This is a genomic window from Microbacterium aurantiacum (genome assembly GCF_031625015.1).
In the GTDB taxonomy this organism is placed as follows: domain Bacteria; phylum Actinomycetota; class Actinomycetes; order Actinomycetales; family Microbacteriaceae; genus Microbacterium; species Microbacterium aurantiacum.
This window is the reverse complement of sequence record NZ_JAHWXH010000001.1, coordinates 1,245,795-1,265,363: the sequence shown is the minus strand read 5'-3', so window position 1 is coordinate 1,265,363 and position 19,569 is coordinate 1,245,795. Positions and strand designations below refer to the sequence as shown.

The 19,569-nt window shown below is 71.4% G+C and carries 20 protein-coding genes; 7 read left to right on the top strand and 13 right to left on the bottom strand.

All coding sequences use genetic code 11. The annotated features are described in order from the left end of the window. Positions 1 to 51 precede the first annotated feature (51 nt). Complete coding sequence (locus KZC50_RS05985) at positions 52 to 999, top strand: ROK family protein (RefSeq protein ID WP_301133986.1); 948 nt, start codon at positions 52 to 54, stop codon at positions 997 to 999. A 30-nt stretch (positions 1,000 to 1,029) separates the two neighbouring features. On the opposite strand, the gene KZC50_RS05980 is transcribed toward KZC50_RS05985, so the two are convergent. The 6 genes from KZC50_RS05980 to KZC50_RS05955 all read right to left on the bottom strand — a co-directional run bounded on the left by KZC50_RS05980 (position 1,030) and on the right by KZC50_RS05955 (position 6,494). After that, positions 1,030 to 1,374 carry a hypothetical protein gene (locus KZC50_RS05980; RefSeq protein WP_310890983.1) on the bottom strand — a complete coding sequence of 115 codons (345 nt, stop codon included), beginning with the start codon at positions 1,372 to 1,374 and terminating at the stop codon, positions 1,030 to 1,032. 144 nt (positions 1,375 to 1,518) lie between these two features. After that, positions 1,519 to 2,712 (bottom strand): bifunctional 2-methylcitrate synthase/citrate synthase, encoded by a 1,194-nt coding sequence (locus tag KZC50_RS05975; RefSeq protein ID WP_301133988.1) that lies wholly within the window; start codon positions 2,710 to 2,712, stop codon positions 1,519 to 1,521. A 32-nt stretch (positions 2,713 to 2,744) separates the two neighbouring features. After that, positions 2,745 to 3,644, bottom strand: coding sequence for a methylisocitrate lyase (prpB, locus tag KZC50_RS05970; RefSeq protein WP_053547024.1), 900 nt, complete (start codon positions 3,642 to 3,644; stop codon positions 2,745 to 2,747). 124 nt (positions 3,645 to 3,768) lie between these two features. After that, positions 3,769 to 5,289 (bottom strand): MmgE/PrpD family protein, encoded by a 1,521-nt coding sequence (locus tag KZC50_RS05965; protein WP_310890982.1) that lies wholly within the window; start codon positions 5,287 to 5,289, stop codon positions 3,769 to 3,771. Beyond that, complete coding sequence (locus KZC50_RS05960) at positions 5,286 to 5,933, bottom strand: GntR family transcriptional regulator (protein WP_053547022.1); 648 nt, start codon at positions 5,931 to 5,933, stop codon at positions 5,286 to 5,288. Before KZC50_RS05960 ends, KZC50_RS05965 begins: the two co-directional genes overlap by 4 nt. Before the next feature lie 90 nt (positions 5,934 to 6,023). Next, a complete protein-coding gene (locus tag KZC50_RS05955; RefSeq protein ID WP_310890981.1) occupies positions 6,024 to 6,494 on the bottom strand; it encodes an NUDIX domain-containing protein in 471 nt (156 codons plus the stop codon). Between the two features lie 35 nt (positions 6,495 to 6,529). Here KZC50_RS05955 and KZC50_RS05950 point away from each other — a divergent pair, with 35 nt between their 5' ends. Then, the gene (locus KZC50_RS05950) at positions 6,530 to 8,059 is read left to right on the top strand and encodes a carboxylesterase/lipase family protein (RefSeq protein WP_310890980.1); all 1,530 of its coding nucleotides are present in this window, start codon (positions 6,530 to 6,532) and stop codon (positions 8,057 to 8,059) included. A 16-nt stretch (positions 8,060 to 8,075) separates the two neighbouring features. On the opposite strand, the gene KZC50_RS05945 is transcribed toward KZC50_RS05950, so the two are convergent. The 3 genes from KZC50_RS05945 to KZC50_RS05935 are packed head-to-tail and all read right to left on the bottom strand — an operon-like array spanning position 8,076 to position 10,967. Further along, complete coding sequence (locus KZC50_RS05945; protein WP_310890978.1) at positions 8,076 to 9,089, bottom strand: aldo/keto reductase family protein; 1,014 nt, start codon at positions 9,087 to 9,089, stop codon at positions 8,076 to 8,078. A 52-nt stretch (positions 9,090 to 9,141) separates the two neighbouring features. Beyond that, positions 9,142 to 10,077, bottom strand: coding sequence for an aldo/keto reductase (locus KZC50_RS05940; protein ID WP_310891539.1), 936 nt, complete (start codon positions 10,075 to 10,077; stop codon positions 9,142 to 9,144). Between the two features lie 2 nt (positions 10,078 to 10,079). After that, complete coding sequence (locus KZC50_RS05935; RefSeq protein ID WP_310890977.1) at positions 10,080 to 10,967, bottom strand: aldo/keto reductase; 888 nt, start codon at positions 10,965 to 10,967, stop codon at positions 10,080 to 10,082. A 102-nt stretch (positions 10,968 to 11,069) separates the two neighbouring features. Here KZC50_RS05935 and KZC50_RS05930 point away from each other — a divergent pair, with 102 nt between their 5' ends. Then, on the top strand, positions 11,070 to 12,044 hold the full coding sequence (locus KZC50_RS05930; RefSeq protein WP_310890976.1) for a LysR family transcriptional regulator: 975 nt from the start codon (positions 11,070 to 11,072) through the stop codon (positions 12,042 to 12,044). Between the two features lie 23 nt (positions 12,045 to 12,067). Here KZC50_RS05930 and KZC50_RS05925 read toward each other — a convergent pair whose 3' ends face one another. From KZC50_RS05925 to KZC50_RS05915, 3 genes are read right to left on the bottom strand one after another with little or no spacing between them, the layout of a single operon-like run. Continuing rightward, complete coding sequence (locus KZC50_RS05925; protein WP_310890975.1) at positions 12,068 to 14,032, bottom strand: ABC1 kinase family protein; 1,965 nt, start codon at positions 14,030 to 14,032, stop codon at positions 12,068 to 12,070. Between the two features lie 56 nt (positions 14,033 to 14,088). Continuing rightward, the gene (locus KZC50_RS05920; protein WP_310890973.1) at positions 14,089 to 14,343 is read right to left on the bottom strand and encodes a putative acetyltransferase; all 255 of its coding nucleotides are present in this window, start codon (positions 14,341 to 14,343) and stop codon (positions 14,089 to 14,091) included. Next, entirely contained in the window at positions 14,340 to 15,878 is a 1,539-nt protein-coding gene (locus KZC50_RS05915; RefSeq protein WP_375294567.1) for an SDR family NAD(P)-dependent oxidoreductase, read from the bottom strand. Before KZC50_RS05915 ends, KZC50_RS05920 begins: the two co-directional genes overlap by 4 nt. Between KZC50_RS05915 and KZC50_RS05910 the strand changes: the two genes are divergently transcribed. Beyond that, positions 15,855 to 16,247 (top strand): NUDIX hydrolase, encoded by a 393-nt coding sequence (locus KZC50_RS05910; protein ID WP_053547014.1) that lies wholly within the window; start codon positions 15,855 to 15,857, stop codon positions 16,245 to 16,247. The two genes, KZC50_RS05915 and KZC50_RS05910, sit on opposite strands and share 24 nt — an antisense overlap. A 29-nt stretch (positions 16,248 to 16,276) precedes the next feature. Here the strand turns inward: KZC50_RS05910 and rlmN are convergent, their stop codons facing one another. Then, positions 16,277 to 17,521 (bottom strand): dual-specificity RNA methyltransferase RlmN, encoded by a 1,245-nt coding sequence (rlmN, locus tag KZC50_RS05905; RefSeq protein ID WP_053547013.1) that lies wholly within the window; start codon positions 17,519 to 17,521, stop codon positions 16,277 to 16,279. 60 nt (positions 17,522 to 17,581) lie between these two features. Between rlmN and KZC50_RS05900 the strand changes: the two genes are divergently transcribed. From KZC50_RS05900 to KZC50_RS05890, 3 genes are read left to right on the top strand one after another with little or no spacing between them, the layout of a single operon-like run. Then, complete coding sequence (locus KZC50_RS05900; RefSeq protein WP_310890972.1) at positions 17,582 to 18,058, top strand: GNAT family N-acetyltransferase; 477 nt, start codon at positions 17,582 to 17,584, stop codon at positions 18,056 to 18,058. 1 nt (position 18,059) lies between these two features. Next, complete coding sequence (locus KZC50_RS05895) at positions 18,060 to 18,884, top strand: hypothetical protein (RefSeq protein WP_310890971.1); 825 nt, start codon at positions 18,060 to 18,062, stop codon at positions 18,882 to 18,884. A gap of 40 nt (positions 18,885 to 18,924) precedes the next feature. Next, on the top strand, positions 18,925 to 19,563 hold the full coding sequence (locus KZC50_RS05890; protein WP_310890970.1) for a LysE family translocator: 639 nt from the start codon (positions 18,925 to 18,927) through the stop codon (positions 19,561 to 19,563). Positions 19,564 to 19,569 lie beyond the last annotated feature (6 nt).

Sequence of the window (19,569 nt, the reverse complement as noted above, 5' to 3'; positions counted from 1 at the left end):
GGACGTCCAGGCGCTCGGACAGACGGACCGAGCTCGGCCAGGATGGACCGCATGAACGCACGCGACCTGGTCCTCGCCGTCGATGTCGGGGGAACGAAGCTCGAGACGGCGATGGTGGATGCCGAGGGCGGCGTCATCGCCGGCACCCGCCATCGCGCCCCGACGGGCCCGGCGACGGATGCCGCCTCCCTCGACGCCGCCCTCCGGGACGCGATCGCGCGGACCCTGGCGTCCTCGCCCACCGCGCCGGTGGCCGCCGGGATCGGCACCGCCGGGCCGGTGGACCTCCCCGCCGGCACGACGAGCCCGCTGAACCTGCCCCGAGCCGCGGAGTTCCCGATCGTGCGGACCGTCGCCGCGGCATCCGGCGTCTCCGACCTCACCCTGCGGCTCGACGGCGCGTGCATCGCGCTCGCCGAGACGTGGGTGGGCGCCGCCCGGGGCGCCTCGGACGCGCTCGTGTTCGTCGTCTCCACCGGGATCGGCGGAGGCATCCTCAGCGGCGGCCGGCTGCTCGCGGGCGGTACGGGCAACGCCGGCCACCTCGGCCAGCTCGTGGTCGCGGCATCCGTCGACGACGCGGCGGGCCTCGACACCGCCGGCGGCGGCGCGGGATGGACCGCCGAGGGGCTCGGCTCGGGGCCGCACACCGTCGCGTGGGCGCGCCGGCAGGGCTGGACCGGAGACACCGGCGAAGACCTCGCCGCGGATGCCGCCGCCGGCGACGCGATCGCCCGCCGCGCCGTCGAACGGTCGGCGCGGGTCGTCGGCATCGCGGTGACGAACGTCGCGATGCTCCTCGACATCGACCTCGCGGTCGTCGGCGGCGGGTTCGCGCGCGTCAGCGCCGACTACACCGAACTCGTCGAGCGCTCCGCCCACGCGCACGCCGTGAACGCGTACGGCCGACGCGTGCGCGTCGTCCCCGCCGCCGCCGGAGCGGATGCCCCGCTCATCGGTGCCGCAGCCCTGCACTGGCGCGCCGACCTCCTCCGCTGAGCCCCCGCGCGGGCACCGCCACGCGCCGCCTCAGACGCGCGCGGCCCGGGTGACGGCGACATGCGCGTCGCACATCATCGCCAGGACGACGCACACCTCTTCGTTCATCGCACGCGCCAAACGACGGGCCATCGCATGGAACGGTCGATCCCGCGTCATCGGAGCGACCGGCCCCAGCATGATCGACTGCTGCTGCGCTGCGGCATAGGCCTCGGCGAGGGCTCTTGTGAGCTTCTCGCGAGCCCTCCTCAATTGCGCGTCGATGCGCGCGAATTCCCTTCGAACCGCGACCCGCTCTTCGAACCAGTCCTCGATCTCCTCCCGCAGGTCGTCATCCAGGTCGAGCTGATCGACGTCGTCCTCGTTTTCGTACACGAGCCCTTCTCCTCTCATCGGCATGAGGGGAAGATAGAACAAAGCTACGATATCGGTGTGGCTGAGTGAACCTCTTATGCGGTCAAAGAGTCGATCCGTATGCGCTCGACGCTGCGGCGCCCGGGAGCACCGCGCGGGCACCGCTCAGCCGGCGGCTTCCTCGGGGCGCTCGGCGACCTCGACGTCCGCGGCATCCGGGACGTAGCCCTCGACGTGCCGCTCGGCGGGACCGACGTACTCCGACAGCGGGCGGATGAGGGCATTCGCCCCGAACTGCTCCATGACGTGAGCGGTCCACCCGGTCACGCGCGCGGCGACGAACAGCGGCGTGAAGGTGAGGGTGTCGAAGCCCATCAGCGCGTATGCCGGGCCCGAGGGGTAGTCGAGGTTGGGGTAGATCCCCTTCCGCGCGACGAACTCGGACTCGAGGGCGTCGTAGAGCTCGGCCACGTCGGGCCGCTCGTAGTGCTCGACGAGGGTGTCCAGCGCCGCCTTCATCGTCGGCACGCGCGAGTCGCCCCGCTTGTAGACGCGGTGCCCGAAGCCCATGATCTTGCGCTTGTTCTCGAGGGCGTCATCGAGCCAGGGCGAGACGTTCGCGGCCTCTCCGATCTCGTCGAAGACGTGCAGCACGGCCTCGTTGGCCCCACCGTGGAGCGGTCCCTTCAGAGCGCCGACGGCACCGACGACCGCGGAGTAGAGGTCGCTGAGAGTGGAGGCGATGACCCGCGCGGTGAAGGTCGAGGCGTTGAAGGAGTGCTCGGCGTAGAGGATCATCGACCGGTTGAACGCGTCGACGAGGACGTCGTCCGCCTCTTCACCGAACGTCATCCAGAGGAAGTTCGCCGCGTAGTCGAGGTCGTCGCGCGGAGCGATGATCTCCTGCCCGCGACGACGGCGCTGCCCGTACGCCACGACCGCCGGGAGGGCGGCGAACAGGCGGATGCTCCGCCGGAGGTTGTCCTCCGCGCTGCCGCTCGCCGCCAGCACCGACCCCGAGCCGGCGAGGTCCTGCGCACCCAGAAGGCTCACCGCGGTGCGCACCTCATCCATGGGGTGCGCGTCGACCGGCACCAGGTCGATCACGGCACGCACCTCGTCGGCGAGCGCCCGGTGCTCCCGCTCGGTCGCACGCAGGTCGGCCAGGGCCACGGCATCCGGGAGCTCCCCCGTCCACAGCAGGTGCGCGACCGCCTCGAACGGCTGCGTGGCCGCGAGCTCCTGCACGGGATACCCGCGGTACAGCAGCGAATTGGTCTCGGGGTTGACCTTCGAGATCGCGGTGACGTCGGCGACGACGCCCGCGAGCCCCTTCTTGATGTCGGTGGTGTCGGTCATCGTCTCTCCTCGCGGGTGCGGGTCTGTCGGGGTCAGCGCTCGACCTGGAACGTGAAGACGTCCTGGTCGAACCGGGTGTACTGCTCGTAGTCGACCAGGTCGTACAGGTCGGCGCGGTGCTGCATCTCGCCGAGGCGGGACGTGAGGTGCCCCTCGTCGGTCAGGGTCTCGAGGGCGCGGGATGCAGCCCCCATCGCCATCCGCAGGAGCGACACCGGCCAGATGACGATGTTCACTCCGACATCGCGCAGCTGGTCGACGGTGAAGAGTTCGCTCTTGCCGAACTCCGTCATGTTCGCCAGGATCGGCACGTCCACGGCGGCGCGGACGGCGGCGAACTCCTCGAGGGTGCGCATGGCCTCGGGGAAGATCGCGTCGGCTCCGGCATCCACCAGCGCCTTGGCCCGGTCGATGGCGGCATCCACCCCGTCGATCGCGCGCACGTCGGTGCGCGCCATGACGAGGAAGTTCTCATCGCGGCGGGCGTCGGCGGCGGCGCGGATGCGGCGGACCGCGGTGTCGAGATCGACGACGGACTTGCCGTCGAGGTGACCGCAGCGCTTGGGGTTCACCTGGTCTTCGATGTGCATGCCGGCGAGCCCGGCATCCTCCAGGGTCTGGATGGTGCGCGCCACGTTCATCGGCTCGCCGAAGCCGGTGTCGGCGTCGATGAGGGCCGGAAGGTCGGTCATCCGTGCGATCTGCTGCCCGCGCCCGGCGACTTCGGTGAGGGTCGTGAGCCCGATGTCGGGAAGCCCCAGGTCGGCGGACAGCACGGCGCCGGAGATATACACGCCCTCGAAGCCGTGGCGCTGGATGAGCTTCGCGCTCAGCGGGTTGAACGCGCCGGGGAAGCGGAGCAGCTCGCCCGAGGCGAGCCGCTCCCGCAGCACGCGGCGCTTCTCGGCCGCACTCGTCGCCGCGTACAGCATCAGCGGCCGCCCTCGAGTGAAGAACGCGTGCGCAACCGCAGGTCCGGGCCCCGCACCACACCGAAACACCCCGGATGTCCCGCGTTTCCGACGCCCGCGCCGCCGACCACCACCGCCCCGCCCATCAGAAGAGCCCCTTCGGTGCCGGAGCGGTGGCGAGGACCCCGGGGAGCGCGACGATCGACAGCTGCCGGACCTCGTCGACGCTCAGTTCCGGCAGCCGTTCGGCGAGGGCGAGGAACCGGTCGATCTCCTCCGGCGACAGGACGGGCTCGGCCAGCAGCCGGAACTTCGCGACGTAGTCGGCCCGCGCGAACGGGCGGGCGCCGAGCGGGTGGGCGTCGGCGACGGCGATCTCGTCCTCGATCACGGTGCCGTCGTTCAGCGTCACGACCACGCGACCGCCGAAGGCCTTCTCGTTCGGGTCTTCCGAGTGATACCGGCGCGTCCACTCCGCATCCTCGGCCGTGGTGATCTTGTGCCACAGCGCGACGGTGTCCTCACGGCCCGCGCGCTCCGGGGTGTACGAGTCGACGTGGTGCCAGCCGCCGTCCTGCAGGGCGACCGCGAAGATGTACGGGATCGAGTGGTCGAGGGTCTCGCGCGAGGCGGTCGGGTCGTACTTCTGCGGGTCGTTCGCGCCGGATCCGATGACATAGTGCGTGTGGTGCGAGGTGTGCAGCACGATCGAGGCGACGTCGGCGGGGTCGAAGGCGGCCTCCCCGTGCAGCTTCCGCGCCAGGTCGATCCACGCCTGCGCCTGGTACTCCGCCGAGTGCTCCTTCGTGTAAGAGTCCAGGATGCCGCGCTTGGACTCACCCTCAGCGGGCAGCGGCACCTCGTACGAGGCGTCGGGACCGTCGAGCATCCAGGCGATGACCCCGTCCTCGCCTTCGTAGATCGGCGACGGGCTGGTCTCGCCGCGCATCGCGCGGTCGACGGCTTCGATCGCCATCTTCCCGGCGAAGGCGGGGGCGTGCGCCTTCCAGGTCGAGATCTCGCCCTTACGCGACTGGCGCGTTGCGGTGGTGGTGTGCAGCGCCTGCCCGACGGCCTGGTAGATCGTCTCGACGGGAAGACCGAGGAGCGTGCCGATCCCGGCCGCGGCCGAGGGCCCGAGGTGCGCGACGTGGTCGATCTTGTGCTTGTGCAGGCAGATCGCCCGAACGAGGTCGATCTGGATCTCGTATCCGGTGGCGAGTCCGCGCACGAGCGCGGCACCGTCGACACCGACATGCTGGGCGACCGCGAGGATCGGAGGGATGTTGTCGCCGGGGTGCGAGTAATCCGCCGCGAGGAAGGTGTCGTGGTAGTCGAGCTCGCGCACCGCCACGCCGTTGGCCCATGCCGCCCACTCGGGCGACGTGCGGCGCTCGAGCGCGCAGCCGAAGACGGTGGCGCCGGATCCGCCGACCGACACGGCGTGGTCGAGGGCCTGCTGTCGGGCGGCGCTCACCGGCGCGCGTCGCAGCGATGCCGCGGCGACGGCGGCGTTGTCGATGACGCGGTTGATGATCATCTCGGTCACGTCGTCGTCGACGCCGACGGGGTCGGCGGCGATCTCGGCGATGCGCCACGCGAGCTGCCCCTCGCGGGGGAGGTGCTCGTCGCTGCGGTGGACGCGGAGGTGGTGCGTGACGGTCATGGCGTGCCTTTCACGGGGGCGGGGTCGGCGGAGAGCGCGGTCAGCACGCTCGTCAGGGCGTGGTGGAGGTGCAGGTGGGTGGCATGGGCGGCGAGTTCGGGGTCGCCGGCCGCGATGGCGTCGGCGATGACCCGATGTTCGGCGACGGATGCCGCGAGACGCTCGGGGTTGTCGCGGGCGAGGCGGCGCACGCGTCCGAGGTGCGTGCGGACGGTCCGGAGGGCCGCGGTCAGGTAGTCGTTGGCGGCGGCGGCATCCACCGCCGCGTCGAACCGGGCGATGAGGGCGTAGTAGTCCTCGAGGCGATCGAGGTCGACGCGGGCGAAGGCGTCCGCGAGGCCGGCGAACGTCCCGTCGTCGGGACGGGAGGCGGCCAGGCGTGCGGCGGTCTCCTCGAGCGCACGCCGGACGGTGAATAGGTGACGGATGTCGTCCGCGTCGATCGGTGCGACCACCGTGACTCGCGGGGACTGCTGGACGAGCAGACCGTCGGCGGCGAGCCGGCCGAGGGCCTCCCTCAGCGGCGTCCGGCTGACACCGAGACGGGCGGCTTGGTCCGTTTCGGAGAGGACGGCGCCGGGCGCGAGCGAACCGGCCTGGATCTCCTCCAGGAGCTCGCGGTACGCGCGATCGCTCGCTCTCATGCCGCTTCCCACCCCACGTCGCCAGTGTATACACACGGCGCGATAGCGCGCGACGCTGCGTGCCAGATTTCCGACAGCGTATACATCGCGTCACCCGTCTTCGCCGAGCGTGTGCAGCAGCGCGTCGAGCGCCGGCCGCTGACCCGCAGACAGCAGATCTCGCGCCTCAGCGACCGGAGCCCAGGCGACGCGGTCCACCTCGGGGAACGAGCGCCGCTCCCCCGATCTCGGCGGCCACTCCATCTCGAACTCGCCGAAGACCGGGTTCGTCACGTCGAGATCCGCCTCCACCGCGAAGAAACGGAGCACCTTCCGGGATGCCGTGATCGGGGGGAGGGCGACCATCGGCCCCGCCGGCGGTGCGAGCCCCAGCTCCTCGCGGAACTCCCGTCGGGCGGCATCCGCCGCCTCCTCCTCGGCGGGGTTGAACTCGCCCTTGGGGAACGTCCACGATCCGGCATCCTTCCGGGCCCAGAACGGTCCGCCCATGTGCGCGACCAGCACCTCGCGCCCGTCCGCGCCGCGACGGTGGACGATGAGCCCCGCACTGGTGACCGGCATCCCTCGATGATGGCACCAGCCCCTACGCTGGGGGCGTGCCCGACGACATCGCGAACGCACCGGCCGGCCGCTTCCGCGGCGAAACCCTCCCGAGCGGAGCACGCGTCTGGCGCGGCATCCGCTACGCCGAGCCCCCGACCGGCGACGCCCGGTGGCGGGACCCGCGCCCGGCCGCCCCCGCGGACGATGTCATCGACGCGGTCCGCTTCGGCGCCGCCGCACCGCAGAACACCAACCCGGCCATCGACCTCGGCCCCGACGCGGTGTTCGCGGAGGACTGCCTGTTCCTGAACGTCTGGTCGCCGGCGGATGCCGACCCCGCGGGCCTCCCGGTGATGGTGTGGGTGCACGGCGGCGCCTACACGTTCGGCTCCGGCTCGCAGCCGCTCTACGACGGCGAGGCCCTCGCCGCACGCGGCACCGTGGTCGTCACGATCAACTACCGCATCGGCGCGCTCGGTTTCCTCGACCTCTCGGCGAAGAGCACCGACGCGCACCCGTTCGACGGCAACCTCGCACTGAAGGACGTGCTGTGCGCGCTGGAGTGGGTACGCGAGAACATCGCCTCGTTCGGCGGCGATCCGGAGCGGGTGACCGTCTTCGGCGAGTCCGCCGGCGCGGGGCTGGTGACCACGCTCCTCGCCGTCCCGCGCGCGGAGGGTCTGTTCTCGCGCGCGATCGCCGAGTCGTCACCGGTCTCCAGCGTCTATGACGCCGCCCGCGCGGCATCCGTCACCGACCTCTTCCTCGAGCTCGTCGGCGAGTCCGACCCGGCCGCCCTCCGCGACGTCGCGGTCGATCGGATCGTGCAGGCCGGGACGCGGGTGTTCGCCGAGATCCCGGCGCGTCACCCCGGCACGATCGCGTTCGGTCCGGTCATCGACGGCGACCTCCTCCCTGAGGCGCCGGATGCCGTCCTCGCCGCCGGACGCGGACTCCCGGTGCCGCTGCTCATCGGCACGAACCACGATGAATCGTCCCTGTTCCGCATGATGAAGTCGCCGCTGCTGCCGATCCACGAGGACGACATCGATCGCATGATGGCCGACCTCGCCGCCGAACGACCCGACGTGCCGATCCCGCCGAAGCAGCAGATCCTGGAGGCGTACGAGGGCGTCCGCCACCGCGAGATCGGGCTCGGCATCGCGCGCGACATCGGATTCCGGATGCCGACCCTCTGGGCGGTCGAGGGTCACGCGCGTCGCGCCCCGGTGTGGCTGTACCGCTTCGACCACGCCACCCCGATGCTCCACGCGCTGCGGATCGGGGCGACCCACGCGACCGAGCTCCCCTACGTGTGGGGCACCTTCGGACGTCGCGCCCACGACCTCACCTTCCGGCTCGGCGGTCGCCGCGCGGCCGAGGCGATCTCGGATCGGTTGCAGCAGCGCTGGGTCTCCTTCGCCGCGGGCGAGGAGCCGAACGCCGACGACGCTCCGGCATGGCCGGCCTTCGACGCCGAGGAGCGCGCCACCCTGGTCATCGACACCCACGATCGTGTGGTGCCGGACCTGGATGGCGCGCTCCGTGCGGGATGGGGCAAGACGCCGCTCGCCTTCCCCTGAAGCCCCTCGGCGGGACTCAGACCAGGCGGGTCTTGGGCGAGACGCCGTCGGTGTGCGACGGGTCGTCGAAGACGACGCCCGACAGCGCCTGGTCGATCGCGGCCAGCGTGTCGGCGTCGAGGGTGACCCCCGAGGCCTTCACGGTGTCGGCGAGCTGCTCGGGACGCGAGGCGCCGACGAGCGCCGCGGCGACGTTCGGGTTCTGCAGCACCCACGCGATCGCGAGCTGCGGCATGGTCAGGCCCGCGGCATCCGCCACCGGCTTCAGGCGCTGGACGGCCTCGAGAACCTCGTCGCGCAGGAAGCCCTTGATGAATTTCGCACCGCTCTTCTCATCCGTCGCGCGGGAGCCCTCGGGCACGGGCTGACCGGGGAGGTACTTGCCGGACAGCACGCCCTGCGCCATGGGCGACCAGACGATCTGCGAGATGCCGAGCTCTTCGGAGGTCGGCACGACCTTGCCCTCGATGACGCGCCACAGCATCGAGTACTGGGGCTGGTTCGAGATCAGCTGGAAACCGAGATCGGTCGCGAGGGCGTGGCCGGCGCGCAGCTGCTCCGCCGTCCACTCGGAGACGCCGATGTAGAGCGCCTTGCCTGCGCGGACGACGTCCGCGAAGGCCTGCATCGTCTCTTCGAGCGGGGTCTCGTAGTCGAAACGGTGCGCCTGGTAGAGGTCGACGTAGTCGGTGCCGAGGCGGCTGAGCGAGCCGTCGATCGACTCGAAGATGTGCTTGCGGCTGAGTCCGGTGTCGTTGGGGCCGCCCGGGCCGGTCGGGAAGTACACCTTCGTGAAGATCTCCAGCGACGCGCGGCGCTGGCCGGCGATGGCCTTGCCGAGCACCGCCTCGGCGGCGGTGTTGGCGTAGGTGTCGGCGGTGTCGAAGGTCGTGATGCCGGCATCCTGTGCGGCGTGGACCGTGGCGATGGCGGCCGAGTCGTCGACCTGCGAACCGTGGGTGACCCAGTTGCCGTAGGTGATCTCGGAGACCTTCAGGCCGGAGTTGCCGAGGTAGCGGTAGTTGACCATGCGTGTTCTCTCTTTCGGGAGGTCGGGGGTCTGCGGGTGGGAGTCGGCGGGATCAGGGCACGCGGTGTCCCGCGGCGCGGAACAGCTCATACCACTGGGCCCGGGTGAGGGGGATGTCGGACCCGGCGGCGGCACCGGCGACCCGCTCGGGGGTGGTCGTCCCGAGGACGACCTGCATGTTCGCGGGATGCCGGGTGATCCACGCCGTCGCGATGGCGATCGCGGGGACGTCGTACTCGGCCGCGAGCCGGTCGATCACCTCGTTGAGCTCCGGGTGATCGGACGAGCCGAGGAAGGTCCCGGTGAAGAAGCCCGACTGGAACGGCGACCAGGCCTGCAGCGTGATCCCGTGGATGCGGGAGTACTCGACGATCCCGCCGCCGTCGAGCGTGATCGACTGCTCGAGCCCGGCCATGTTCGCCGCCACGCCCTGCGCCACGATCGGCGCGTGGGTGATCGACAGCTGCACCTGGTTGGCGACGATCGGCTGCCGCACCGCGGTGCGGAGCAGGTCGATCTGCCGCGGGGTGTGGTTGGAGACGCCGAACGCGCGCACCTTCCCCGCGGCTTCGAGCTCGTCGAACGCGCGCGCGACCTCCTCCGGCTCGACGAGGGCGTCGGGCCGGTGGAGCAGGAGGATGTCGATGTAGTCGGTCTTCAGGGCGCGGAGGGAGCCCTCGACCGATCGGACGATGTGCTCGTACGAGAAGTCGAAGTACGGCCCTTCGCGGACGATGCCGGCCTTCGTCTGGATCGTGATCTCGGCACGCTCGGACGGCGTGAGCGCCATCGCCTCGGCGAACCGCGCCTCACAGCCGTGCAGATCGGCGCCGTAGACGTCGGCGTGATCGAAGAAGTCGATGCCGGCGTCGCGGGCCGTGCGGACCAGCTCGCGCACCTCGTCGTCGGTCTTCTCCTGGATCCGCATGAGACCGAGCGTGACGTTGGGGGCATCGAGCCCCGACGGTCCGAGCGGGACGCGGCGCATGGTCACTGTGCCGCCTCGCCCACCGGGGCGGCCTCGTCCGAGAGCGCGTCGATCTCGTCCGCGGTGAGCTCGAGGTCGGCCGCGCGGACGGAGTCCTGGATGCTGGCCGGACGCGAGGCACCGGGGATCGGGATGACCACCGGGGCGAGCGCGAGCTCCCACGCGAGGGCGACCTGCTGAGGGCTGACGCCGCGGGCGTCCGCGACGCGCTGGAACGCGCCGTGGTTCTCCCCGACCGCGCCGGCCCGCGAGATGCCGCCGAGCGGCGACCACGGGAGGAAGGCGATGCCGAGGTCGGCGCAGTGCTGCAGCTCGCCGAGGCTCGAGCGGAACGCGGGCGAGAACTGGTTCTGCACCGAGACGAGACGGCCGCCGAGGATGTCGTTCGCCTCGTCGATCTGCGCGACGTCGGCATTGGAGATCCCGGCCATGCGGATGACACCCTCGTCGAGAAGGTCGCGGATCGCGCCGATCGACTCGGCGTAGGGCACCTCGGGGTCGGGGCGGTGGAACTGGTAGAGGCCGATCGCCTCGACGCCGAGGCGCGCCGCGGAGGCCTTGGCCGCTTCGCGGAGGTACTCGGGCCGGCCGTTCTTCGTCCAGGACCCGTCGCCGGGGCGCAGGTGGCCGCCCTTGGTGGCGACGAGGACGCCCGAGGTGTCGCCCCCGTAGCTGCGAAGGGCGCGGGCGATGAGCTCTTCGTTGTGTCCGACCTCGTTCGCGTCCCGGTGATAGGCGTCCGCGGTGTCGATCAGCGTGACGCCCGCGTCGAGGGCGGCGTGGATGGTCGCGATCGAGCGGTCCTCGTCGGGACGGCCTTCGATCGACATGGGCATGCCGCCGAGGCCGAGGGCACTGACGGTGACGTCGCCGATTGTTCTCTGCTGCACAGCACTTCCTTACGTCGTCGGATGTTGCGTGTCCACGCTAGGAGGCCTCATCCTAGAAGTCCAACAACTATGTTTTCTGTGATTCAGAAGAGAAGGCGATAAATGGATCTGCGGCAGATGGAGTACCTCGTCACGCTCGCCGAAGAGCAGCAGTTCACGCGCGCCGCCGCGGTGTGCGGGGTCTCGCAGTCGGGCCTGTCGGCCGCGATCCGCAGCCTCGAGGAGGAGTTCGGCACCAGCCTCTTCACGCGCACGACACGTCGCGTGGTCGCCACCGACGCCGGCCGCGCGCTCCTCCCCTTCGCCCGCGAGATGCTGACGCAGGCCGCCGCCGGCCGCGACGCGGTCGTCCGCGCGACACGGCAGCTGTCCGGTCGCCTGCGCGTGGGCGCGGAGCAGTGCCTCGGCGTCGTGGACGTCCCACCGCTGCTCGAGCGGTTCCACCGCCGTTATCCCCTGGTCGACATCCACTTCGTCCAGGCCGGATCGCACGAGCTCGCCGCACAGGTCCGCGCCGGAGACCTCGACGTCGCGTTCGTCGCGACCACCGACCACCTGGCGTCGATGAGCCCGGCCGAGCTCGGACAGCGTCCGCTCGTCCTGCTCGTGCCGCCGACGGATCCCCTGGCGACGTCCTCCCGGGTGGAATGGGAGCAGCTGCGCGAGCGCGACTTCATCGACTTCCGCGAGTCGTGGGGCGTGCGAACCCTCACCGACGCCGCCTTCGCCGCACACGGCATCACCCGCCGCGTCCCCTGTACGGTCGACGACATCCATACGCTGCTGGACCTCATCCACCGCGGCCTCGGAATCGCCCTGGTCCCCCAGCACGTCGCCGCGAAGCCGCAGGCGGCGGGACTCGTCACCGTCGCGCTCCCGCCGGAGGAGACCCCGGTCTGGGTCGTGTCGGCCATCGCGTCGGGTACCGCCGAGCCCGCGGCACTGCGCCTCCTGGAGATCCTGGACGTCGACGCGCAGGCGTGCGGCGTCGACGGCGCCGCGTGCGTGGATGCCGCGACTGAGGAGCCGGAGACCTCGGCGGCCGTCGTGCCCACCGTTTCGGTGACGACGGCCTGACACGGAACCCGCGCTCGTCCCGCTCAACGACGCCGGAAGGCGCTCCGCAGCGACCGCAGGAGGAGCAGGAGCCCCCCGAGACCGGCCACGCTGCCGAGGAACGCGAAGGCCGGGACATCACCGGTGAGCATGGGACCGCCGTCGTCGACCGCGAGCAGGATGCCCGCGAACAGGAGGGTCGAACCGACGACGGTCGTGGTGAGGCGGCCGGCGAGCCCGTCCACCCAGCCGCGCTCGTCCGGCGACTCGAACGAGCGCAGGCGGACCGAGAGGGTCCCCTCGTCCAGGGCTCGCGAGATCCTCTCCACCCGCCGCGGCATCCGCAGGAGCTGCTCGCCGAGGAGCGCCGACCACGTCTGCATCGACAGCACGGCGCTCTCCGGCGACGCCAGGCGCAGCGCCATCCGCGGCGCGATCGAGAGCGCGTGGTCCACCATGTCGTAGTCGGGGCAGATACGCCGGAGCGTGCCCTCCAGCGACGCGAGGGTGCGGAAGACCAGCAGCAGCGACGGCGGCAGCGCCATCCGGTTGCGGCGGAGGACATCGAGGAGGAGCCGGAAGACGTTCTCGTCCATTCCCGGCCCGTCCGGGCCGCGGGTACCGCGCGTCCGGGTGAGGATCACTCCGATGTCGCGCTGGAGCGCCACGACGTCAGCCCCCTCGGTCCCGCACATGAGCAGGACGACATCCGTCACGGCGACGTCGTCCTCGTTCGCCATGGCGACGAGCATCGGCACCAGCAGACGCCGCATGCTCCGCTCGAGGATGCCGACGGCGCCGAAGTCGATGAGGGCCACACCGCCGTCGCGGGCGAGGATGACGTTGCCGGCGTGGAGGTCGGCGTGGAAGACCCCGCGAACGGCGATCTGGTCGAACACCGCCTCCAGCAGACGATCGGCGATCGCGCGCGCCTCCTCCGGGTCGACGGCGTCCGGCGCGAGCCGCGCGAACGGGGTGCCGTCGACCCGTTCCTGGACGATCATCTGCGCGGTGGAGAACTCCGCGTAGGCGCGTGGGACGCGCAGGCCCGCGCCGCCGGACGCCTCGACGGCACCGCGCAGCATGCTGCTGTTGGCCACCTCGACGCGATAGTCCAGCTCCTCCCGCAGGGCACGGGCGAACTCGTCGACGAGAGCGGCCGCGCCGTACGCGCGCGCCCAGTCCGTGCGGCGCTCCGCTTCGGCGGCGAGACGGACGAGGATGTCGAGGTCGGTCGTCACCTGCGCGCGCGCCCGGGGACGCTGGATCTTCACGACGACCTCGTCCCCACCGTGGAGCCGGGCCGCGTGGACCTGGGCGACCGATGCCGCGGCGAGGGGCGTCGGATCGATCTCGGCGAACACCTCCTCCAGCGGTCGCCCGAGCTGGGTGCGGATCGCATCCCGCGCCTCCTCCCACGGGATGGCGGTCGAATCCATCTGCAGGGTGGAGAAGGCTTCGATCAGGGCGGGGGGCAGGACGTCCTCGCGCGAGGACAGTACCTGCCCCAGCTTCACGAACGTCACGCCCGCGTCGTTCATCGCGGCCACCAGCGCGGCGGGGAGGTCGTCCTCGTCACCGCGGCGCCGCCCCTCGTAGAAGGTGAGCCCGTGCCGCGACCCGATCGCGAGGATCTGCGCGTACCGCTTCGCACGCGCGCGGCGCCGGATGGCGTTCCTGATCACGGTGACGGGATTGCGCCACCCGCGCGAGGGCCAGAGGAACTCGACCGTCAGCACGGCGATCACCACCGCGGCGAACATCCACCCGATCGTCAGAGCGAGGAACGCCACGGCGATCGGACCGCTGACGGTGAAGACGCCGCCGGCGTAGACCTCTGCCTGTTCGAGCGTCCAGATCGCCACGGGAGCGGCGAGGAGGAAGACCACCGCCGCGACGACGACCGCGCGAAGCCAGCCGACGCGCACGTCGAGGAGGCGGCGAACCACCCACGCCGTCGTGACCGCGAAGACGACGGCGATGAGTGTGAGGACGAGCCAATCCGGCATGGCCCGATTCTGTCAGCGGTCACGCACGGCGGGAAGCGAATGCCGGTCCTCCGCGATCAGCCGCTTCCGCTCGAGCTCGCGGCATCCGGACCCTGATCGTCCCTGCCGCTGCGCACACGCGGCGCCGGGGCGGGCGGCACCTCTTTCGCGGCGATGATGGCAGCCACGGCGATGCGCTCGATCCCGCGCTTACCGTCGACCACCACTGTCTCGGCGTCGGCGCCGAGCAGTTCGCCGAGGGCGTCGGTCGCCTGTCCGGACGGGAGCAGGTAGCGCACGACGACGCGACGGCCGGGCTCGGGGAGCGTCACCACGAGCCTCGCGCGTAATCCTTGAGGAAGACGCCGAACAGGTCTTCGCCCGCCTCGCCGCGGACGATCGGGTCGTAGACGCGGGCGGCGCCGTCGACGAGGTCGAGAGGGGCGTGGAATCCTTCTTCGGCGAGCCGCACCTTCGTCGGGTGCGGACGTTCGTCGGTGATCCAGCCGGTGTCGACGCTCGTCATCAGGATGCCGTCGGACTCGAACATCTCGCGCGCGCTGGTGCGGGTGAGCATGTTGACCGCGGCCTTGGCCATGTTCGTGTGCGGATGCCCGGGGCCCTTGTATCCGCGGCCGAAGACGCCTTCCATCGCACTGACGTTCACGATGTAGGTGCGGCGCGCCGGGCTGGCCGCCAGCGACGGCCGGAGCTTCGACACGAGCAGGAACGGCGCCGTCGTGTTGGCGAGTTGCACCTCGAGCATCTCGAGCGGATCGACCTCTTCGACGCGCTGGGTCCACGAGTTCACGTCGTGGAGATCGGGGATGAGCCCGCCCGCGTCGATCGCGGTGCCCGCGGCGAGTCGTTCGAGCGAGCTCGACCCGGCCGCCATCGCCTGTTCGGTGAGCTCGTCGGCGCGCTCGGCTGCCGCAGCGAGGATCGGATGCGCGGTCACGGACCGCTCGAGCGCCTGCGGGTGCTGGTCGTTCGTGTGGCCGAACGTCACGAGCGCGGGGAGCGGTCCGTCCGGGAGCGGCGCGAGTTCGGCGTCGACGAGCGGCTGGTACGCGCCCGGCGAGCGACGGACGGTCTGCGTGGCGTTGTTGATGAGGATGTCGAGGGTGCCGGATGCCGCGACATCGTCGGCGAGCCCGAGCACCTGGGCGGGGTCGCGCAGGTCGATGCCGACGATCTTCAGGCGGTCGATCCACTCGGGGGCGTCGGGGAGACTGCTGAACCGGCGCACGGCATCCCGCGGGAATCGCGTCGTGATCGTCGTGTGCGCACCATCGCGCAGGAGACGCAAGGCGATGTACATGCCGATCTTCGCGCGGCCACCGGTGAGCAGCGCCCGCTTGCCGGTGAGGTCGGTGCGCGCGTCGCGCTTGGCGTGACTCATCGCCGCACATGACGGACAGAGCTGGTGGTAGAACGCGTCGACGAGCGTGTACGGCTGCTTGCAGATGTAGCAGGGGCGCGCCTTGAGCAGGGTTCCCGCCGTCGGCGCGGTCGTCGCCGTCGAGATCGGGATGCCGCGGGTCTCGTCGTCGATGCGGTCGGGCGCTCCCGTGGCCGTCGCCGCGACGACGGCGCGGTCGGCCCGGGCGATGGCGTCCCGGATCTCACGGCGCCGCACGCGCTTGACGGCCTTGAACATCTTGGCCGTGGCCTGACGCACGGCGACGAAGTCGGGATGCGTCTCGTCGAGTCCGGCCATGCCCTCGAGCACCCGCAGGGTGGCCGCGAGGTCGTCGGGATCGATGCCGGACGGCTCCAGCGCGGTGGGGGCGGGGGTCTCGTCGGGCACATGTGATTCTACGTCGCCTGTTAGCGTGCGACGATGACCTCTCCGCGCCGCATCCATGTCTCCGCGGCCGTGATCGTCGACGCGGAGTCCCGCCTGCTGCTCGTCCGCAAGGCCGGCACGACGGCGTTCATGCAACCGGGTGGCAAGCCCGAGCCCGGCGAGACGCCGGCCGAGACCCTCTCGCGCGAGCTGGCTGAGGAGCTCGGGCTGCACCTCGACCCCTCTGCGCTGCGGGCGCTCGGTCGATACGAGGCGGCCGCCGCCAACGAGCCGGGCTTCGTCGTGGTGGCCGACGTGTTCGCGGCCGACATCGGCGCACAGCATCCGATGATCGGTGCCGAGATCGAAGAGCTCCGCTGGGTGTCGCGCGCCGACGCCGAAGGTCTCGAGGTCGCTCCGCTCGCGCGAGATCACTTCCTGCCGTAGACGCCCCCTCGACCGCCTGCGGAGCGGCGTCAGGCCTCGGTGGGCGTCGCCTCGGCCGCAGCCTCGTCCTCGGTGGTGGCCACGAGCTGACCGCACGCTCCGTCGATCTCCTTGCCGCGGGTGTCGCGGAGGGTCGTCGGGATGCCGGCGTCGTTGAGGCGACGGACGAACTCGTTCTGCACGTCGCGCTCCGACGCCGTCCACACCGACCCGGGCGTCGGGTTCAGCGGGATCGGGTTCACGTGCACCCAGCCGCGCCCGCGGGCGTTGAGCTTCTCGGCGAGGAGGTCGGCGCGCCAGCCGTGATCGTTCATGTCCTTGATCAGCGCGTACTCGATCGACACGCGTCGCCCGGTCTTGTCGAAGTACTCGCGTGCGGCATCCAGCGCCTCGTCGACCTTCCAGCGCGAGTTGACCGGGATGAGCTCGTCGCGCAGCTGGTCGTCGGGAGCGTGGAGTGACAGCGCGAACGTGACGGGGATATCTTCGGCGGAGAGCTTGCGGATCGCGGGGACGAGACCCACCGTAGACACGGTGATCCCGCGCGCGCTCATACCGAGGCCGTGCTTCTTGTCCACCATGACCCGCACCGCCTGCATCACGCGCGCGTAGTTCGCCAGCGGCTCCCCCATGCCCATGAAGACGATGTTGCTCACACGCTCGGCGCTGTGGTCGGAGCTCTTCTTGCCGCCGAGGCCGCCGGCGGCGATGAGGGCGTTGGCCCGCACGATCTGCTCGACGATCTCCGCCGCCGACATGTTGCGCGTCAGCCCCGCCTGCCCGGTCGCGCAGAACGGGCAGTTCATGCCGCACCCGGCCTGACTCGACACGCACAGCGTGATGCGGCCCGGGTAGCGCATGAGCACCGACTCCACGAGGGCGCCGTCGTGCAGCTTCCAGAGGAACTTGATCGTGTCGCCCCGGTCGGTCTCGAGCCGCCGCACCTCGGTCAGCAGCGGCGGCAGCATCCCGTGGACGAACTCTTCGCGTCCGTCGGCCGGGAGATCGGTCATCGCCGCCGGGTCGTGCGTGTAGTGGGTGAAGTAGTGCTTCTCGAGCTGCCCCGCCCGGAAGCCCGGAAGACCGAGCTCCTTCACCTTCGCCACGCGCTCCTCGGGGGTGAGGTCGGCGAGGTGGACGGGCGGCTTGCCGCGCTTGGGGCTGGCGAACTGCAGCAGCGGCCGGCCCTCTTCGTCCTTCTTCTGGGCCCAGCCCTCGGTGCGCGGGCGGACCTGTCGCGGCTCGGTGCGGCGCACGGGGGGCGGAGTGCTCATCCTCCGAGGGTACGGGAACGGCCTGGCCGCCGCCCGTGTGCGCGGCACTAGCGTGGACCCATGGGCCAGATCACCGTGCGCGACATCACCCCCGACGACGCCGGCGAGGTCCTCACCCTCCAGCGCGCCGCGTTCGTGCAGGAGGCGCTCATCTATCGGTCGGTCGACATGCCGCCGCTCACGCAGACCCTCGACGAGGTGCGCGCGGAGCTTGAGGAGAACCTCGGATGCGTCGCCCTCGACGGCCCGCGCATGGTCGGCGCCGTCCGCGCCCGCCGCGACGGCGACCTCCTCCTCATCGGTCGGATCGCCATCGCCCCCGATCAGCAGGGCCGCGGAATCGGCACGACCCTGCTCGACGCCGTCGAGAGCCGCGGCCGCGATGCCGGTGCGACGGAGGCCGAGCTCTTCACCGGCTCGCTCAGCGAGGCGAACCTGCGCCTGTACGAGCGCGAGGGGTACCGCGAGACGCAGCGCGTCCCCGGAGACGACGGCATCGAGCAGGTGTTCCTCCGGAAGCCCCTGACCGAAGACTGACATGGATGCCGCCTCCCGCCGCGAACTGGACGCCCTGCGTCGTCGCGCGTGGGGCGCGGGCGGCGGACTCGACGACGATCCCGCGGCGCAGGCCCGGCTGGCCGAGCTCGAAGCGGAGAGTCGCGCCGAAAGTCCGGGCGGGCCCCCGACCCCAGATGTCACCGCCGTCACCGCCGCGCCGGGCATGCCCGACCCTCCGACGGTCGACGCCGAAGACCCTCACCCGCAGCGACCCGCGCCGCCCGCACCCCCGCGACGGACCGGACACCGCGCCCGGCTCGCTGCGGCACTCGTCGGCGGGGCCGCCGCCGTGACGCTCGCGGGGGTGCTCCTCGCCCCTCTCCTCGGAGACACGCTTCCCGGCGCCGACCACACCGAGCTGCGCACGATCGAGGACGCCGTCCGCGACGCGACGATGTTCCTCGACGCCCCCGAGGCCGTGACCCTGTTCACCGTCCCGCTCGACGGCAGGCTGAGCGACATCACCGGCAACACGGCGACGCTGATCCCGCCCGCGCTGCCCGACGACCGCGACAGCGAATGGATCACCCCGGCCGGGCGCTACTACTCCGGTCAGCTCTGGCGGGCGCGCGCGGACACGGACGAGCTCTGCCTCGTGGTCGAGCTCGCCGCCGGCACCCGCGGCACCTGCCTCCCCGAGGAGGCGCACCGCCGGAACGCCCTGCTCGTGGTCATCCCGGCATCCGACATCCCGGTCGATGCCCGCCCCGAGGGGATGACCGAGACGGATGCCGTCGGCTTCTGGTGGCGGGCGGACGACAACGTCGAGGTTGTGCTCGCGCCGCTCCCCGCGGCCGCACCGTGATCGCCGCCGCGCCGTGACCGCCAGGCAGTAGCCTGCTCCCGTGGTGCCCCTGGAGAACCTCCTCGCCTTCACGCTCGCCGCCCTGGTGCTCATCGTCATCCCGGGGCCCAGCGTGCTCTTCACGATCGGTCGCGCGCTCGCGCTCGGGCGCATCGGCGGCCTGCTCAGCGTGCTCGGAAACGCCCTCGGGCTCCTCCCGATCATCGGCCTCGTGGCCCTCGGCGTCGGCGGGATCGTCGCGCGGTCGGCGGTCCTGTTCACCGCGGTCAAGATCGTCGGGGCGCTCTACCTCGCCTACCTCGGCATCCAGGCGATCCGCCACCGGAACCGCGCGGCCGGCGGCGCGGACTCCGCCCCGGTCGCGGGATCGGCGTGGCGACAGCTCGGCGCCGGTTTCGTCGTGGGGGTGACGAATCCGAAGAGCATCGCGTTCTTCGTCGCCGTCCTCCCCCAGTTCGTCGACCTGGATGCCGGAGCGGTGCCCCTGCAGATGGTCGAGCTCGGCCTGGTGTTCTTCGCGCTCGCCCTCATCTCCGACGGCGCGTGGGCGCTCGCCGCCGCGGCGGCGCGAACCTGGTTCGGACGGTCGCCGAAGCGCCTCGCGACGTTGTCGGCCACCGGCGGCGGCATGATGATCGGCCTCGGCGGCGTCCTGCTCTTCAGCGGGTCGACCCCCTGACCCGCC

Excerpts from the sequence above, each read along its gene's own strand:
- KZC50_RS05955 (WP_310890981.1), bottom strand. The coding sequence starts at position 6,494 with ATGCCGGTCACCAGTGCGGGGCTCATCGTCCACCGTCGCGGCGCGGAC.
- KZC50_RS05945 (WP_310890978.1), bottom strand. The coding sequence starts at position 9,089 with ATGGTCAACTACCGCTACCTCGGCAACTCCGGCCTGAAGGTCTCCGAG.
- KZC50_RS05900 (WP_310890972.1), top strand. The coding sequence starts at position 17,582 with ATGGGCCAGATCACCGTGCGCGACATCACCCCCGACGACGCCGGCGAG.
- rlmN (WP_053547013.1), bottom strand. The coding sequence starts at position 17,521 with ATGAGCACTCCGCCCCCCGTGCGCCGCACCGAGCCGCGACAGGTCCGC.
- KZC50_RS05960 (WP_053547022.1), bottom strand. The coding sequence starts at position 5,933 with ATGAGAGCGAGCGATCGCGCGTACCGCGAGCTCCTGGAGGAGATCCAG.
- KZC50_RS05895 (WP_310890971.1), top strand. The coding sequence starts at position 18,060 with ATGGATGCCGCCTCCCGCCGCGAACTGGACGCCCTGCGTCGTCGCGCG.
- KZC50_RS05965 (WP_310890982.1), bottom strand. The coding sequence starts at position 5,289 with ATGACCGTCACGCACCACCTCCGCGTCCACCGCAGCGACGAGCACCTC.
- KZC50_RS05910 (WP_053547014.1), top strand. The coding sequence starts at position 15,855 with ATGACCTCTCCGCGCCGCATCCATGTCTCCGCGGCCGTGATCGTCGAC.
- KZC50_RS05915 (WP_375294567.1), bottom strand. The coding sequence starts at position 15,878 with ATGGATGCGGCGCGGAGAGGTCATCGTCGCACGCTAACAGGCGACGTA.
- KZC50_RS05925 (WP_310890975.1), bottom strand. The coding sequence starts at position 14,032 with ATGCCGGATTGGCTCGTCCTCACACTCATCGCCGTCGTCTTCGCGGTC.
- prpB (WP_053547024.1), bottom strand. The coding sequence starts at position 3,644 with ATGCTGTACGCGGCGACGAGTGCGGCCGAGAAGCGCCGCGTGCTGCGG.
- KZC50_RS05985 (WP_301133986.1), top strand. The coding sequence starts at position 52 with ATGAACGCACGCGACCTGGTCCTCGCCGTCGATGTCGGGGGAACGAAG.
- KZC50_RS05940 (WP_310891539.1), bottom strand. The coding sequence starts at position 10,077 with ATGCGCCGCGTCCCGCTCGGACCGTCGGGGCTCGATGCCCCCAACGTC.
- KZC50_RS05975 (WP_301133988.1), bottom strand. The coding sequence starts at position 2,712 with ATGACCGACACCACCGACATCAAGAAGGGGCTCGCGGGCGTCGTCGCC.
- KZC50_RS05930 (WP_310890976.1), top strand. The coding sequence starts at position 11,070 with ATGGATCTGCGGCAGATGGAGTACCTCGTCACGCTCGCCGAAGAGCAG.